The 14,507-nt window shown below is 72.9% G+C and carries 19 protein-coding genes; 13 read left to right on the top strand and 6 right to left on the bottom strand.

The window, feature by feature from the left end:
• The first annotated feature begins 16 nt into the window (after positions 1-16).
• The 6 genes from BN6_RS40110 to BN6_RS40085 are packed head-to-tail and all read left to right on the top strand — an operon-like array spanning position 17 to position 4,214.
• Complete coding sequence (locus BN6_RS40110) at positions 17-532, top strand: ESX secretion-associated protein EspG (RefSeq protein ID WP_231904871.1); 516 nt, start codon at positions 17-19, stop codon at positions 530-532.
• A 39-nt stretch (positions 533-571) separates the two neighbouring features.
• Entirely contained in the window at positions 572-877 is a 306-nt protein-coding gene (locus BN6_RS40105) for a hypothetical protein (protein ID WP_015105601.1), read from the top strand.
• 4 nt (positions 878-881) lie between these two features.
• Positions 882-2,036 (top strand): transglycosylase SLT domain-containing protein, encoded by a 1,155-nt coding sequence (locus BN6_RS40100; protein ID WP_015105600.1) that lies wholly within the window; start codon positions 882-884, stop codon positions 2,034-2,036.
• 31 nt (positions 2,037-2,067) lie between these two features.
• A complete protein-coding gene (locus BN6_RS40095) occupies positions 2,068-3,213 on the top strand; it encodes a pyridoxal phosphate-dependent aminotransferase (protein WP_015105599.1) in 1,146 nt (381 codons plus the stop codon).
• A 38-nt stretch (positions 3,214-3,251) separates the two neighbouring features.
• The gene (locus BN6_RS47570) at positions 3,252-3,428 is read left to right on the top strand and encodes a hypothetical protein (protein ID WP_015105598.1); all 177 of its coding nucleotides are present in this window, start codon (positions 3,252-3,254) and stop codon (positions 3,426-3,428) included.
• Between the two features lie 45 nt (positions 3,429-3,473).
• Complete coding sequence (locus tag BN6_RS40085; RefSeq protein ID WP_015105597.1) at positions 3,474-4,214, top strand: potassium channel family protein; 741 nt, start codon at positions 3,474-3,476, stop codon at positions 4,212-4,214.
• 3 nt (positions 4,215-4,217) lie between these two features.
• Here BN6_RS40085 and BN6_RS40080 read toward each other — a convergent pair whose 3' ends face one another.
• Entirely contained in the window at positions 4,218-4,814 is a 597-nt protein-coding gene (locus BN6_RS40080) for an HAD-IA family hydrolase (protein ID WP_015105596.1), read from the bottom strand.
• Positions 4,811-5,830, bottom strand: a complete 1,020-nt coding sequence (locus tag BN6_RS40075; RefSeq protein WP_015105595.1) for a threonine aldolase family protein — start codon at positions 5,828-5,830, stop codon at positions 4,811-4,813. The genes BN6_RS40080 and BN6_RS40075 overlap by 4 nt, the downstream gene beginning before the upstream one ends.
• A gap of 152 nt (positions 5,831-5,982) precedes the next feature.
• On the opposite strand from BN6_RS40075, the gene BN6_RS40070 reads away from it, so the two are divergent.
• The 7 genes from BN6_RS40070 to purB all read left to right on the top strand — a co-directional run bounded on the left by BN6_RS40070 (position 5,983) and on the right by purB (position 11,335).
• Positions 5,983-6,501, top strand: coding sequence for a SigE family RNA polymerase sigma factor (locus tag BN6_RS40070; RefSeq protein ID WP_015105594.1), 519 nt, complete (start codon positions 5,983-5,985; stop codon positions 6,499-6,501).
• Positions 6,502-6,518: 17 nt separating this feature from the next.
• Complete coding sequence (locus BN6_RS40065; protein ID WP_015105593.1) at positions 6,519-7,265, top strand: hypothetical protein; 747 nt, start codon at positions 6,519-6,521, stop codon at positions 7,263-7,265.
• A gap of 159 nt (positions 7,266-7,424) precedes the next feature.
• On the top strand, positions 7,425-7,748 hold the full coding sequence (locus BN6_RS40060; RefSeq protein WP_015105592.1) for a DMT family transporter: 324 nt from the start codon (positions 7,425-7,427) through the stop codon (positions 7,746-7,748).
• A gap of 13 nt (positions 7,749-7,761) precedes the next feature.
• Entirely contained in the window at positions 7,762-8,349 is a 588-nt protein-coding gene (locus BN6_RS40055; RefSeq protein ID WP_015105591.1) for a TetR/AcrR family transcriptional regulator, read from the top strand.
• An 85-nt stretch (positions 8,350-8,434) separates the two neighbouring features.
• Complete coding sequence (locus tag BN6_RS40050) at positions 8,435-8,962, top strand: RNA polymerase sigma factor (RefSeq protein WP_041315676.1); 528 nt, start codon at positions 8,435-8,437, stop codon at positions 8,960-8,962.
• Positions 8,959-9,768 (top strand): hypothetical protein, encoded by an 810-nt coding sequence (locus BN6_RS40045; RefSeq protein WP_015105589.1) that lies wholly within the window; start codon positions 8,959-8,961, stop codon positions 9,766-9,768. The genes BN6_RS40050 and BN6_RS40045 overlap by 4 nt, the downstream gene beginning before the upstream one ends.
• A gap of 136 nt (positions 9,769-9,904) precedes the next feature.
• A complete protein-coding gene (purB, locus tag BN6_RS40040; RefSeq protein WP_015105588.1) occupies positions 9,905-11,335 on the top strand; it encodes an adenylosuccinate lyase in 1,431 nt (476 codons plus the stop codon).
• A 4-nt stretch (positions 11,336-11,339) separates the two neighbouring features.
• Here the strand turns inward: purB and BN6_RS40035 are convergent, their stop codons facing one another.
• Genes BN6_RS40035 through BN6_RS40020 form a run of 4 tightly spaced genes read right to left on the bottom strand, consistent with a single transcriptional unit; the run spans position 11,340 to position 14,244 of the window.
• On the bottom strand, positions 11,340-11,762 hold the full coding sequence (locus BN6_RS40035) for a hypothetical protein (protein WP_015105587.1): 423 nt from the start codon (positions 11,760-11,762) through the stop codon (positions 11,340-11,342).
• 51 nt (positions 11,763-11,813) lie between these two features.
• A complete protein-coding gene (locus BN6_RS40030) occupies positions 11,814-12,563 on the bottom strand; it encodes an amino acid ABC transporter ATP-binding protein (protein WP_015105586.1) in 750 nt (249 codons plus the stop codon).
• A complete protein-coding gene (locus BN6_RS40025) occupies positions 12,560-13,393 on the bottom strand; it encodes an amino acid ABC transporter permease (RefSeq protein WP_015105585.1) in 834 nt (277 codons plus the stop codon). The genes BN6_RS40030 and BN6_RS40025 overlap by 4 nt, the downstream gene beginning before the upstream one ends.
• Positions 13,390-14,244, bottom strand: a complete 855-nt coding sequence (locus tag BN6_RS40020) for an ABC transporter substrate-binding protein (RefSeq protein ID WP_015105584.1) — start codon at positions 14,242-14,244, stop codon at positions 13,390-13,392. The genes BN6_RS40025 and BN6_RS40020 overlap by 4 nt, the downstream gene beginning before the upstream one ends.
• Positions 14,245-14,507 lie beyond the last annotated feature (263 nt).

Genomic DNA, 14,507 nt, shown 5'->3' with positions numbered 1-14,507 from the left:
GGTGATCACCGCGAGGTTGAGCGCAAGCGCTTTCCGCACCGCCTGGGACCACCTCGACCTCGGCGCGATGCCGATCGTCCTGCACGTGCCGGACGATCCCGCGCCGTGGCACGAGCTGACCGAGCGGGGGCTCGCCCGCGGCGGCGAGCTGGACCCGTGGCTGGGCGCGGCCTGCAAGCTCGTCGCGAACCCGCCGAGGTCGGTCGACCTGCGGCTGGGGTTCGGCAGTTCGGCGGTGCGGGCGCTGGCCGCGTCGGCGGGCGCCGAGGTGGTGCTGGTGGTGCTGTCCGGGAACGGGCTGACGGTGCGCGAGTCGGCGACCGACCTGGCCGGCGCGCTGGTGGAGCTGTTGCCCCGGCACGGGGAGGACCTGGTCGGCGGTCCCGACCTGAGCGGCCGGTTCGGCGCGGCGGTGATCGACGCCGCCGGGCGTCGGCGGCGGGCGGCGGACGTGGTCGACTTCCACGGGCCGGTCGACCCGGCGGTGCTGCGGTCCGGGATCGCCGCGCTGCTGGCTGAACTTCGTCCATAGCGGGGGTACCCGCGAGTCGAAAACCCTAAGGTGTGCGGAATGGCGGTCGCGAAGTTCAACGCCGAGGCGATGGAGCAGTGCCGGAGCACGGTCGGCGCCCAGGCCGGGCAATTCGGCGCGGTGGGTGACGGGTTCGCCGGGCATTACCCCGATCCGGACATCTTCGGCAAGCTGGCGAATTCGGGCGGCCTTTCCGCGGCCGCCGCCGAGCTCGACACCAAGGCCGGCGCGGAGTTCGCGGCGGCCGAGTCGCTGTTGGGCGAGGTGGAGCGCGCGCTGGACCGGATCCAGGGCGCGGTGGTCGACGTCGAGGACGCCAACGCGGCGTCGTTCCGGGTGGTGTGAGCGGATGAGCGCGGTGGACGAGGTCGCGGCGCTGCCCGGCGGGCAGGCGCTGGCCGAGCTCGCGGGCAAGGTGGACCAGGCCCGGCCGGAGGCCGTCCGGGAGATCGCGAACCGGTGGAAGCAGGCCGCGGCGAAGAGCGCGGAATCGGGCAACGACATCGCGCAGCGGGTCGGCAAGTTGGACAACGCGTGGGAAGGCGGGTCGGCCGACGGATTCGTGGCGTACATGGGCGAATTCACCAAGGGCGGCACCGCGCTGACCGACGCGCTCACCGCGGCGGCGGGTGATCTCGAATCGGCCGCGGCCGCGCTGGAATCGGCGAAGGCGTCGATCACGCGCATTTGCGAGACCCTGCTGGGACGAGTGCGCCAGGTGCGCGCCCGGCACCAGGGGATGCCGCAGGCCGACGTCGACAACGCCATCCGCGGGCTGTGCGGGGAGGCGGCGGGCGACGCCCAGCCGGTGATCGCGCAGGCCGATGCGGCGCTGGGCACGGCGCTGGGCGCGCTGAAGGGCCGGCCCGGCTCGGTCACGCCCGCGTTCTCCACCATGCCGGACCCCGGCACGCAGGCGTTCGTGCCGGCTCCGGGGCAGCCGATCGTGTGGAACCCGACGCCGGAGGCCACGACGCAGACGTCGTCGGCCGAGCCGCCGCCCGCGCCCGCGCAGTCCCAGCCACAGTCCCAGCCGTCGGGTGGTGGCGGTGGCGGGTCCGCTGGCGGTTCGCACGGTGGCGGTGGTGGTGGCGGTATGAGCGGGCTCGGGTCCAGTGGTGGGCCGCCGGCCGGTGGGCCGCCGCCCGGCAACGTCGAGCAGTGGATCCGGGAGGCGATCAAGATCCTCCAGGCCGCCGGCATCCCGGTCACCGAGGCGAACATCAACCAGATCTGGACGATCATCGAGAAGGAGTCGGGCGGCAACCCGCACGCGCTCAACGACTGGGACTCCAACGCCGTCGCGGGCACCCCGTCCAAGGGCCTCATGCAGTGCATCGACCCGACGTTCCAGGCGCACAAGCTGCCCGGCCACGAAGACATCTGGAACCCGGTGGACAACATCATCGCCGGCGTCCGCTACACGTTCTCCCGCTACGGCGGCTTCGACGGCCACCCGGGCCTGAAGGCGATGGCGGGCGGCGGCGGCTACCAGGGCTACTAGCGGGGCGCGGGCGGGCTACTAGCCTGGCGGCATGCTGGGTGTAGCCGCTCGGGCGGACGTGCCGCCGTTCCACGTCATGGACATCGTGTCCGCCGCCGCGCGCCGGCAGCGGACGCACGGTGACGTCGTCTCGCTGGCGGCGGGCCAACCGTCCAGCCCCGCGCCGGAACCGGTGCTGCGGGCCGCCGCGCGGGCGTTGCGCGAGCAGCCGCTGGGCTACACCGAGCAGCTCGGGATCGTGGAGCTGCGCACCGCGCTGGCTGGGCACTACGAGCGCCAGTACGGGCTCGCCGTCACGCCGGACGACGTGGTGGTCACCACCGGCTCGTCCGGCGCGTTCCTGTTGGCGTTCCTGGCCTCTTTCGACGCCGGGGCGCGGGTCGCGCTGGCCCGGCCCGGCTACCCGGCCTACCGCAACATCCTGCGCGCGCTGGGCTGCGAGGTGGTCGAGCTGCCGTGCGGGCCGGACACCCGGTTCCAGCCGACCGTGGCGATGCTCGACGAGGCCGGCCCGCTGGACGGCCTGGTCGTCGCGAGCCCGGCGAACCCGACCGGCACGGTGCTGACCCCGGCCGAGCTCAAGGGGCTGGCCGAGTGGTGCGCCGAGCGCGGCACCCGGCTGGTCAGCGACGAGATCTACCACGGGATCAGCTACGGCGCGCCGCTCGCGTGCGCGTGGGAGACCTCGCGGGACGCGATCGTGGTCAACTCGTTCTCCAAGGCGTTCGCGATGACCGGCTGGCGGCTGGGCTGGATGCTGCTGCCGCCGGCGCTGCGCCGCGCGGTCGACTGCCTGACCGGCAACTTCACCCTGTGCCCGCCGGCGCTGGCCCAGCACGCGGCGGTGGCGGCGTTCGAGCCGGAGTCCTACCAGCAGACCGCGCGGCTGGTCGACGGCTACCGGCGCAACCGGGACGTGCTGCTGGCCGGGCTGGCCGACCTGGGGATCGACCGGGTCGCGCCGGCCGACGGGGCGTTCTACGCCTACGCCGACGTCTCGCACCTCACCGACGACACCATGGGGTTCTGCCGCCGGCTGCTGGCGGACACGGGGGTGGCGATCGTTCCGGGCATAGACTTCGACCCGGTGCACGGGCACGAGTTCGTGCGGATGTCGTTCGCCGGCTCGGCGGCCGACATCGACGAGGCACTGCGGCGGCTCAAGACCTGGACCTGATCAGGAACCCGCACGTCACGCCGTACGTTGGAGGGGACATGGTCAAGATTATCCTGTGGCTGTTGGCGGCCTGGCTGGTGCTGACGCTGGTCGGCGCGGTCGTCAAGGGGCTGGTGTGGCTGGCGGTCATCGGCGGGGTGCTGTTCCTCGCGACGGCCGCGTACGGAGCGATCAAGAGCGGCAGCGGGCGCAAGGGCATCAAGGGGCCGCGCTAGTCACCTGGCCTGGAATACCGCAGGCGGAGGGGTCACCATGGGGCGGTGCTGGAGACAGATGAGCCCCGTTTGGCCGGCTGGGAGCGGCGCGCCGAGTGGCCGCTGACGGTGCTGGCCGTCGTGTTCCTGGTGGCCTACGCCTGGGAGGTGCTCGACAACCGCTCCACGCCGGGCCTGCACGTGGTCCTGGAGGTCGTGCTGTGGGCGGTGTGGCTGGTGTTCGCCGTCGACTACGGCACGCGGTTCGTGCTGGCCGTCGACAAGCGCCGGTTCTTCGTCACGCACCTGTTCGACCTGCTCGCGGTGCTGCTGCCGGTGGTCCGGCAGTTGCGCGTGCTGCGCCTGCTCACCGTGCTGAAGGTGCTCAACCGCCGGTTCTCCGGCAAGATCCGGCACCAGGTCGGCGTGTACGTCGCCGGGGTGACGACGCTGGTCGGGCTGTGCGCGTCGCTGGCCGTGCTGGACGCCGAGCGCGCCCACCCGGACGCGACCATCACCACCTTCGGCGACGCCGCCTGGTGGACGCTGACCACGATCTCGACCGTCGGCTACGGCGACCGCTACCCGGTGACGTGGGAGGGGCGGCTGGTCGCCGCGCTGCTGATGATCGGCGGGATCGCGCTGCTCGGTGTGATCACCGGAACGATCGCGTCGTGGCTGGTGGAGCGGCTGAGCGGGGTCGAGGGGCAGGTGGTGGAGGCCGAGCAGGCGACGGTGGCCGAGCTGCGGTCGCTCAAGGCGGAGCTGGCCGAGCTGCGGGCCGAGCTGAGGGCCGCGAAGGGCTGACCCTCAGGCCGGCAGCACGCCCAACGCGACGAGCTGGTCCCGGGCGTGGGCCGCGCCCCGCCAGTGGATGCCGATGAGGCCGGCCTCGGTCGCGCCGTCGGTGTTCTCCTCGCGGTCGTCGAAGAACACGCAGTCGCGGGTGCCGAGCCGGTCGGCGAGCGCGGTCCAGATCGCGGGCGCGGGCTTGATCACGCCGAGGTCGCCGGAGAACACCAGGTGCCGGAACGGCTCGGTCCACGGCTGCTCGGCCACGATCCGGCCGAACGACGACGGCGCGTTGGACAGCAGCGCCAGCGGCACGTCGGCGGCCGCCAGTTCCCCGATCAGCGCGAGCGCGGCGGGCGAGGTCACCAGCCAGCCCGCGGTGTCCACGGCGGTGAGCTCCAGCGCCTGCTCCGCGGAGACCCGCCGGTCCAGCTCACGGCCCACCGACTGCCAGTACTCGACCTCGGACGCGCCGTGGTCGTAGGCGTTGCGGAAGGCCCAGTAGGGGTTGGCGAACCGCTCCGGCGGCGAGTCCAGCATCGCGGCCAGCCGGTCCAGGTTGGCGTTGGCCTCGCTGATCACGTTCCCGTAGTCGAACACCACCCAGCGGGTCACGAGCTCACCGACTGGATCCGGCGCAGGGCTTCGGCCACGTCCGCGGCGTTCACGTCGCGGTGGGTCACGAAGCGGACCTTGCCCGCCATCGGCCCGGCGTAGACCCCGAGGTGCCGCAGCCCGGTCAGCGTCACGTCGAGGTCGGGCACGCCGGCCAGCACGATGTTGGTGGCGGGCTCCGCCACCTGCCAGCCCAGCTCGCCCAGCCCCCGGGCGAGCGTGCGGGCGTTGGCGTGGTCGGCGGCCAGGTCGTCGATCCGGTCCAGCCCGACCAGCCCGGCCGCGGCCAGCACGCCGCCCTGCCGCACGCCGCCGCCGAGCATCTTGCGGAGCCGGCGCGCCTCCACGACGAACGCGGCCGTCCCCGCGACGACCGACCCGACCGGCGCGCCCAGGCCCTTGCTCAGGCACACCTGCACGGTGTCGACGCCGACGGTCAGCGCCGCCGGCGGCACCCCGAGCGCGATCGAGGCGTTCCACAGCCGCGCGCCGTCGAGGTGCACCTTCAGCCCGGTCTCGCGGGCGGCGGACACCAGCAGCGCGTGCTCGTCGGGCGGGGTCACCGCGCCGCCGGCCGCGTTGTGCGTGTTCTCCAGGCACAGCAGCGTGGTCCTGAGCGTGTAGTAGGGCCCGTCCGAACCGGCGGCCGCGCGGACGGAGTCCGCCGTGAAACGCCCTGGCAGTTCGCACTCCAGCGGGTGCGGCATACCGCCGGCGATCCACGCGGCGGTGCCCAGCTCGTTGTCCAGCACGTGCGCGCCGCGCGCGGCCAGGAACCGGTCGCCGCGCCGCAGGTGGGCGGTCAGCGCGATCAGGTTGCCCATCGAGCCGGACGGCACCCAGAGGGCGGCCTCCACGCCGAGCAGGTCGGCGACCCGTTCTTCCAGGGCTTTCATCGTCGGATCGTGTTCGAGCACGTCGTCGGCCACCTCGGCGGCCGACATGGCCAGGCGCATGTCCTGGTCCGGTCGGGTGACGGTGTCGGAGCGGAAGTCCAGGGGCGCGAGCTGGGTCACGAATGGATCACATCACACCGGGCAAGCCCTTACCGGTTACCGCCTGCCGTACCACCATGGGGGTGACCCAAGTCTCGGGCAACCGGCGTGCAACCGTAGAACGGCCCGGTTCCGTCAGGTAAGTGCAAGCACGACGAGCGGAGAGAGTCCGCGTGGATCAGCGCGACGAGCAGGAGTTCGCGGAGTACTTCGCAGCTCGCCGGGAGGCCGTGCGCCGAACGGCGTTCCTGCTCTGTGGTGACTGGCACCGCGCGGACGACCTCGCGCAGACCGCGTTCGTCGCGTTGCACCGCAGGTGGCGCAAGGTCCGGGACAAGCAGGCCCTGGACGCCTACGTCCGCCGGTCCGTGGTGCGCGCGGTGATCGACGAGTCGCGCCGGCCCTGGCGGCGGGAGCGCTTCGTGGACGAGGTCCCGGAGACGCCCTCGCACGACGGGGAGATCGCCGACGCGGTCGCCACGCGGGAGGCTCTGGTCGCGGGCTTGAAGCGGGTCCCGCCCCGGCAACGGGCGGTGCTCGTGCTGCGGTTCCTGGAAGGCTTGGACGTGGCGGCGGCGGCCGAGGCGCTCGGGTGTTCCGAGGGGACCGTGAAGAGCCAGACCTCACGGGGTCTGGAGGCCCTGCGCGAAGCGCTCGGCGACACCATCGACGACCTGAGGCCTGCGCAGTGACCGGGAGGTGGAGGTAGGTGGACGAGCGCAAGATCGCGGAGCTGTTCCGCGACGCGACGAACGGAGCCCCGCCCGCGTCCTTCGACGTGGGCAACGTCCGCTCGGCGTCGGCGCGGGCGACCGCCCGCCGGCGCACGCGGCTCGCGCTCGGCTCGGCGATGGTGGTGGTGCTCGCGTTCGGCGGTGTCGTGGCGTACGCCAACCTGGTGCCGCGGGAGAACGTCAGTACGTCTGCGGGTTCCGCTGAAGACCACACGTCCCCTAACCTCAGCCCGTTCGCGGTTCCCGAGCCGCGGAGCGGTGACACCGCCGCAGTCCCCGAGATGAGCGGCGGAATGCCGCCCAAGAGCATCCCCGACGATCCGTCTACGCAGGGGGACGGGACATCGGGGACGACCGGTCGTCCGACGACCGGTGGTGCCTCCGGGTGCCAGGAGGTGGACCGGGAGCTCGCCGTCGCCCTCGCCGACGAGCTCCCGGCCGCCGAAGGGCTCCAGCCCTCGCACGCGGTGGCCAACTGCCCGACCGGGGCGCGCGGGGCCGGGTACCTGGTGCGCGACGAGCAGGGCGTGTACGGGGTGGTCTCGGTGGTGCTGGTGCCGCCCGGCGTGCAGACGCTGGCTTCGTCGTCGCCCTCCGAGGGCCGCGCGCCCGCTCGTGGCGGAACGGTCTTCGTGTTGAGCGAGCCCGCGCAGGGCTCCGCGGTGGGGCCGTTCGAGGGCGTGTTGACCGATCTCGCCTCCCGGGTGGCCGGGCGGCTCTGACCCGGGCGGGTGCTGCACCGGGCATGTTCTGGTTCTGGCCGGCTCGGACGGGTGTCTTCAGCGTTCTCGGCGTGCCCGGTGGTGACCCGTGGCGCAGAGTGGTACTGGTGTGCCAGTAATTTGGTACGCTCGTGCCAGTTTCGTCCCGAGGAGGTTGCCATGGCGTGGGCCGTGCTCATCGTGTCCGGGTTCTTCGAAGCCGGCTGGGCGGTCGCGTTGAAGCTGTCCGACGGTTTCAGCAGGCTGTGGTGGACGGTCGCGTTCGCGGTGTGCGCGCTGATCAGCTTCGCCGGGCTGGCCTGGGCGATGAAGCAGCTGCCGGCCGGACCGGCGTACGCGGTGTGGACCGGCATCGGCGCCGCGCTCACCGCCGTGATCGGGATGCTCTGGCTGGGCGACGGGGTGTCCACCATCAAGCTGGTGTCCCTCGGCCTCATCGTCAGCGGCGTCATCGGCCTGAACCTGGCCGGTGGCGGGCACTAGTACCTTTCCCCGAATGACAGCCGCAACGCCCAAGGGCGAGCGCCGCCGCCAGGCGCTGGTCGAAGCCGCCGCGGGCCTGCTGGTCGACGGCGGCTTCGACGCGGTCCGGCACCGCGCGGTCGCCGAGCGCGCGGGCCTGCCGCTCGCGTCCACCACCTACTACTTCGACTCGCTGGACGACCTGGTCACCGCCGCGCTGGAGTTGCACGGCGAGGGCGAGCTGGCCTACGGCAAGGCGCGCCTGACCGAGCTGGACGTCGAGGCGTGCGGCGGTGACGCGTTCATCGACCTGGTGCTCGACCTGCTGCTCGGCCCGCCGGCGGGCGACCGGGACGCCGAGGCGGTGCTGCTGCGTTACGAGCGGCTGGTCGCCACCGGGCGGCGGCCCTACCTGCGGCCGCTGATGCGCCGGCTCAGCGGCGAGCTGCACGGGCTGCTGATCGAGATCTTCGCCCGGGCCGGCCTGCCGGTGGGGCGGGAGCGGGTCGAGGAGCTGATCGCGCTCGTGGACGGCGCGGTGGTCAACGCGCTGATCGAGATCAGCCCGGACCCCCGGGCCTCGGCGCGGCGGATGCTGGCCAAGGCGATGCCGCCGCGCTGAAGTTTTTTCGCGAACAGCTCCGCCGGCGGTGCAACCTCCCGCCCCCCTGGGACGTGGTTACAGGTGGGGGTCGGAAGGGGTGCTCATGCGCGGGGCCGACGAGCAGGCGTTTCGCGATTTCGCGATCAGTCACGCCGCCGCGCTGCGCCGGACCGCGTACCTGTTCTGCGGCGACTGGCACACCGCCGAGGACCTGATGCAGGCCAGCCTGCTCAAGCTCTACCAGGCGTGGCACCGGGTGGAGTGGCGCGACCACCCCTCGGCGTACGCGCGCAAGGTGCTGCTGCGGACCTGGCTGGACGAGAAGCGCAGGCCGTGGCGGCGGGCCGAGCAGCGCGACGGCGAACTGCCCGACGTCGCCGACTCGTCGTCGGACCCGGAACTGGCGGGCGAACGGCTCTGGGCCCGGGACCTGGTGCACGCGGCGCTGCTGCGCGTGCCGCCCCGGCAGCGGGCCGTGCTCGTGCTGAGGTACTTCGAGGACCTGCCGGTCAGCGAGGTCGCGGTGGCCATGGGGTGCACCGAGGGGACGGTCAAGAGCCAGACCGCGCGGGGCCTGGTGGCACTGCGCACGGCGGTCGAGGGGTTGGAGAGGGTGGTGGTGGCGTCATGAGCGAAGCGGACTTGAGGGAGGGCCTGCGCGCGGCGGTCGACGGCGAGCCGCCGCTGGACTTCGACGCCGACGCGCTGATCCGACGGGCGCACGGGCTGCGGGCCGCCCGGAAAAGGCGGCGCGCGCTGGTGGCCGTCGGTGTGGCGACGGTGGTGCTGATGGCGGCGGTGCTGACGCTGCCCAACGTGCTCCTCCGGGACGCGGTCGAGGTCGACGCCCTGGACCAGCGGCTGCTGAACACCACCGCGCCAGCCACCAACGGGCAGCCCACCGACGGGCAGCCGTCGGTCACGCTGACCCCGCCGAGCCAGGTGGCCCCGCCGTGGGACAGCGCGGCCTGGAAGGCGACGACGCTGACCGGCTACCTGACCGCGCGGTTCCCCGAGATCGTGCCGGGCGCGTCGAACGTGCGGGTGGAACTGGTCGACGGCCGGCTCACGTCGCCCGACGGCGTGGTGAGCGGGTACGTCTACTTCACCGACCGGGAGGGCGGCACCGGGATCATGGTGAACCTGGGCCCGGCCGCCGAGGTCGGCACCCGGGAGAGCTTCTGCCGCGGGCTGACCTGCGTGAACCACATGACCTGGCCGGACGGCAGCGTGCTGGAGTACGGCACCGCCGTGGGCCCGGTCACCCGGAGTTTGGGCGGCCACTCGGTGGGCTACTACCGGCCGGACGGCACGGCCGTCCAGCTGGCCGGGTACAACACCGAGCCCGGCCGCAACGACGGGCCCGTCCGGAGCGTGCCGCTGACCCGCGACCAGCTGATCGCCCTCGCGACCGACCCCCGGCTGTTCAAGTTCTGACCGGGCCGGCCCGACCGGACCCGGATCGCGACCCCCACCCCTGGGCGGCGGGCGTGGCAATCGCGTGCCGCGCCCGTCGTCCGTCCAGGGGGCCTGGTCGGGGGCTCGCGGCGCGGCGGCTGGGTAGGCTTGCGCGGTGACTAGCAAGCCGCGCATCGCCAACGTCCTCGCAGGTCGTTATGCCTCCGCCGAACTGGCCACCCTGTGGTCCGCCGAGCACAAGATCGTGTTGGAGCGGCAGCTGTGGCTCGCTGTCCTGCGGGCCCAGGCCGGGCTCGGGATCACCGTCCCGGCCGAGGCCGTCGCCGACTACGAGCGGGTGCTGGAGCAGGTCGACCTGGGGTCCATCGCCGCCCGCGAGCGGGTCACCCGGCACGACGTGAAGGCCCGGATCGAGGAGTTCAACGCCCTCGCCGGGCACGAGCACGTGCACAAGGGCATGACCTCGCGCGACCTCACCGAGAACGTCGAGCAGCTCCAGGTCCTGCGCTCGCTCGAAGCCGTCCGCGGCAAGGTCGCGGCGGTGCTGGCGCGGCTGGCCAGGCTCGCCGCCGAGCACACCGACCTGGTCATGGCCGGCCGCTCGCACAACGTCGCCGCGCAGGCCACCACCCTGGGCAAGCGGTTCGCCTCCGCCGCCGACGAGACGCTGGCCGCGTTCCACCGCCTCGACGAGCTGATCGCGCGCTACCCGCTGCGCGGCATCAAGGGGCCGGTGGGGACCGCCCAGGACATGCTCGACCTGGTCGACGGCGACCACGCGAAGCTCGCCGAGCTGGAGCGGGCGGTCGCCGGGCACCTCGGGTTCTCGAAGGTGCTGACCAGCGTCGGCCAGGTCTACCCGCGCTCGCTGGACTTCGACGTCGTGTCGAGCCTGGTGCAGCTGGCCGCCGGGCCGTCGAGCCTGGCCAAGACGATCCGGCTGATGGCCGGGCACGAGCTGGTGACCGAGGGCTTCAAGCCCGGCCAGGTCGGGTCCAGCGCGATGCCGCACAAGATGAACACCCGGTCGTGCGAGCGGGTCAACGGGTTCGCCGTGATCCTGCGCGGCTACCTGTCGATGGTCGGCGAGCTGGCCGGCGACCAGTGGAACGAGGGCGACGTCTCCTGCTCGGTCGTGCGCCGGGTGGCGCTGCCGGACGCGTTCTTCGCGTTCGACGGGCTGCTGGAGACCTTCCTGACCGTGCTGGACGAGTTCGGGGCCTACCCGGCCGTGGTGGCCAAGGAGCTGGACCGGTACCTGCCGTTCCTGGCCACGACCAAGGTGCTGATGGCGGCCGTCCGCCGCGGTGTCGGGCGGGAGACGGCGCACGAGGCGATCAAGGAGAACGCGGTCGCCGTCGCGCTGGCGATGCGGGAGCAGGGGGCGGGCAACGACCTGGTCGAGAGGTTGGCCGCCGATCCCCGGATCCCGCTCGACCGGGACGCGGTCCAGGCGCTGCTCGACGACCGGCTGTCGTTCACCGGGGTCGCGGGCGACCAGGTGGCGTCGGTGGTCGCGCAGGTCGAGGACGTGGTGGCGAAGTTCCCGGCCGCGGCCGGGTACGTGCCGGAGCCGATCCTCTAGCGGGTCAGGGCTTGCCCCAGACGAGCCGGCCCCGCCGGGTCTTCTCGCACACCAGCGGGCGGCGGGCGGGGTCGACCGCCGTCGCGCCCTCCTCGTCGCACGGGAAGCCCTGCAGCGCCACGTCCTCGAACTCCGGTTCGGTCGGCTCGACCGGCGGTTCGGTCGGCTGGACCGGGGTGGGTGGCGGCGCGGGCGGCGGGGGCGGCGGTTCCTCGGTGGTCGGGTCGACCGTCGGCGGCGGCGGGGTGGTCGGGATCGGCCGCACCGAGATGGAGGCCACGGCCGGGATCGAGCTGGGCACCGGCGACGTCGAGATGCTCGGGATCGGTACCGGGGTCGGGGACGCCTGGGGCTTGCCGCACCCGCCGAGCAGCAGGCCGAGACCGACGCTCGCGGCGGCGGTCGCCCAGGCTGCCTTTCGGGCCATCACGGGTAGCCAGGGTAGGGGGCCTGCCCGCGATGCCCAAGAGTGGTCCGTTCACAACCGGCCGGCGTCGATGATCCTCTTCAGGAACTGCCTGGTCCGGTCGTGTTTCGGGGACCCCAGGACCTGCTCGGGCGGGCCCTGCTCGACCAGCCTGCCGCCGTCGAGGAAGCAGATCCGGTCCGCGACCTGGCGGGCGAAGCCCATCTCGTGGGTCGCCATCAGGATGGTCGCCCCCTGCGCCGCGAGCTCCCGGACCAGGGCCAGCACCTCGCCGACCAGTTCCGGGTCCAGGGCGCTGGTGATCTCGTCGAGCAGCAGCAGCCTCGGCGAGTAGGCCAGCGCCCGCGCGATGGCGACCCGCTGCTGCTGGCCGCCGGAGAGCCGGTCCGGGTAGCTGCCCGCGCGGTCCGCCAGGCCCACCCTGGCCAGCAGCTCGCGGGCGCGGGCCTCGGCCCGGTCCCTCGGGACGCCGTGCACCTCGCGCGGCGCGAGGGTGATGTTGTCCAGCACGGTCATGTGCGGGAACAGGTTGAACGACTGGAACACGATGCCCATCCGGCGGCGGGCGACGTCGGCGTCGACCCGGGGGTCCGACACGTCCACGCCGTCGAGCAGGATCCGGCCGTCGTCCAGGTCTTCGAGCAGGTTCACGCAGCGCAGCAGCGTGGACTTGCCGGAGCCGGACGAGCCGATCAGGGCGACCACCTCGTGCTCGTGCACGTCGAGGTCGATCCCGGCCAGGACGGTGTTGGGCCCGTAGCGCTTGACGATGTCGCGCACCTGGAGGACGGGCGAGGTCATCGGCCCCCCTGACGTTGTTCGGCGCGCCGGGCCATGGCGTCGGCGAAGCGCGCGGACGGCACCGCGAGCAGCACGAACAGCAGGCCGGCCACGACGTACGGGGTGAAGTTGAACGACTTCGCCTGCTCGATCTGGGCGGCCCGCACCGCGTCGACCGCGCCCAGCACGGAGATCAGCCCGCAGTCCTTCTGCAACGCGACGAAGTCGTTGAGCAGCGCGGGCGCGACCCGGCGCACCGCCTGCGGCAGCACCACCAGCCGCATGGTCTTGCGCGGCCCGAGCCCGAGCGACCGCGCCGCCGCCACCTGGGACGGGTGGACCGATTCAATCCCGGCCCGGAACACCTCCGCCACGTACGCCGTGTAGGCCAGGACCAGCGCGGCACCCCCCAGGACCACGTAGTCGTTGGGCACGCCGGTCAGCCGCAGCGCGGGCAGCCCGAACCCCACCAGGTACAGCAGGATGATCAACGGCAGGCCGCGGAACACGTCCACGTACGCCGTGGCCAGCACGCGCAGCGGGAACCACACCGGGCCGCGCAGCGTGCGCACGGCCGCGATGCCCAGCGCGAGCACCAGGATCAGCGCACCGCAGACCAGCAGCACCCGCAGGTTCAGCCACAGGCCCTCCAGCACCGCGGGCAGCGAGCGCCAGGCGATCTCCACGTTGAAGAAGGAGTCCTGGACGCGCGGCCAGCCCGGCGCGCGGGTGACCGTGACGTAGGCGACGGCGGCGAACACCAGGGTCGAGACCAGGGCGACCAGGGTGGAGCGTCGGGAGCGGGAACGCTTGTACGCCAAGCGTTCCCGCTGCACGTTGCTGATCGTCACTTCAGCTCGGGTGCACTGCCCGCCGCCGAGAGCCACTCCTGCTCGATCGCGGTGAGCTTGCCCTTGGAGCGCAGGGACTCCACGGCGTTGGACACGCACCCGGTCAGCGCGCTGCCCTTGTCCAGCACGATGCCGAACTGCTCGGGCCGCCGGTCGGCACCGGGGATCTGGCCGATGATCCGGCCGTCCGTCATCTCCGCCGACGTGATGTGGAACGCCGTGGGCAGGTCCACCACCAGCACGTCGATCTGCCCGGCCCGCAGGGCGGCCTTGGCGTCGTCGTTGGTGTTGTACACCGCGACGTCCTGCTCGGCGGACAGCCGCTGGGCGGACTCGAACGAGGTCGTGCCGACCTGCGCGCCGATCTTGACCTGCTTCAGGTCGGCGAGGGTCTTCGCCTCGGCGGCCTTCGACGACTTCAACGTGATCGCGACCTGGTCCACGTCGTAGTACGGCGCGGAGAAGTCGACGGCCTGCCGGCGCTCCTCGGTGATGGAGAACTCGTTGATGTCGGCGTCGTAGGTCTTCTTGCCGGGCTGGATGGCCGCGTTGAACGGCACCCGCGTCCAGACGACGTCGGCCTTGGCGTAGCCGAGCTCCTCGGCGACGGCGTAGGCCACGGCGGACTCGAAGCCCTTCCCGTTGGTCGGGTCGTCGTCGACGAACCACGGCGCGTAGGCGGGTTGGTCGGTGCCGAAGGTGATCTTGCCCGGCGTCAGGGTCGCCAGTTTGTCCTTGGTGCAGGCGACGCCGTTGACGGCGGTCGGTACCACCGGTGTGTCCTCGGCAGGGGCGCAGGCGACCGCGAACAGGGCGGCGGTCACGGTGAGTATCAGTGCGGGTGCACGCATGGGGGAAATCTTGCCGCAAGTGGGAAGACCCGCCCATGACCTGGGACAGCTCACCTTCGGCCCGGTGTCGCACCCCCCGGGCTCCGCCCTCCCGGCGCGTCCTGCTGGCGCGTCCTGCCGCGCGACCGCCGCCGCGCCGCGTCCTGCCGTCATGGCCTCTCAAGCTCCGGCCCCGGCCGCCCGGCCTCGGCCACCGAACTCCGGCCACCGAACTCCGGCCATGCGGGCTCCGACCGACGGCGGCGCTGGCGGCGCGAGGGCGG

This window comes from Saccharothrix espanaensis DSM 44229, from assembly GCF_000328705.1.
Classification (GTDB): domain Bacteria; phylum Actinomycetota; class Actinomycetes; order Mycobacteriales; family Pseudonocardiaceae; genus Actinosynnema; species Actinosynnema espanaense.
Note: the sequence above shows the minus strand (reverse complement) of the source record. Positions and strands in the feature narration are given on the sequence as shown.

What these genes read in the sequence shown, in the direction of transcription:
- BN6_RS40050 (WP_041315676.1), top strand. Translation starts at nt 8,435, where the DNA reads ATGCGCGGGGCCGACGAGCAGGCGTTTCGCGATTTCGCGATCAGTCAC.
- BN6_RS40060 (WP_015105592.1), top strand. Translation starts at nt 7,425, where the DNA reads ATGGCGTGGGCCGTGCTCATCGTGTCCGGGTTCTTCGAAGCCGGCTGG.
- BN6_RS40095 (WP_015105599.1), top strand. Translation starts at nt 2,068, where the DNA reads ATGCTGGGTGTAGCCGCTCGGGCGGACGTGCCGCCGTTCCACGTCATG.
- BN6_RS40045 (WP_015105589.1), top strand. Translation starts at nt 8,959, where the DNA reads ATGAGCGAAGCGGACTTGAGGGAGGGCCTGCGCGCGGCGGTCGACGGC.
- BN6_RS40030 (WP_015105586.1), bottom strand. Translation starts at nt 12,563, where the DNA reads ATGACCTCGCCCGTCCTCCAGGTGCGCGACATCGTCAAGCGCTACGGG.
- BN6_RS40055 (WP_015105591.1), top strand. Translation starts at nt 7,762, where the DNA reads ATGACAGCCGCAACGCCCAAGGGCGAGCGCCGCCGCCAGGCGCTGGTC.
- BN6_RS40105 (WP_015105601.1), top strand. Translation starts at nt 572, where the DNA reads ATGGCGGTCGCGAAGTTCAACGCCGAGGCGATGGAGCAGTGCCGGAGC.
- BN6_RS47570 (WP_015105598.1), top strand. Translation starts at nt 3,252, where the DNA reads ATGGTCAAGATTATCCTGTGGCTGTTGGCGGCCTGGCTGGTGCTGACG.
- BN6_RS40100 (WP_015105600.1), top strand. Translation starts at nt 882, where the DNA reads ATGAGCGCGGTGGACGAGGTCGCGGCGCTGCCCGGCGGGCAGGCGCTG.
- BN6_RS40035 (WP_015105587.1), bottom strand. Translation starts at nt 11,762, where the DNA reads ATGGCCCGAAAGGCAGCCTGGGCGACCGCCGCCGCGAGCGTCGGTCTC.
- BN6_RS40020 (WP_015105584.1), bottom strand. Translation starts at nt 14,244, where the DNA reads ATGCGTGCACCCGCACTGATACTCACCGTGACCGCCGCCCTGTTCGCG.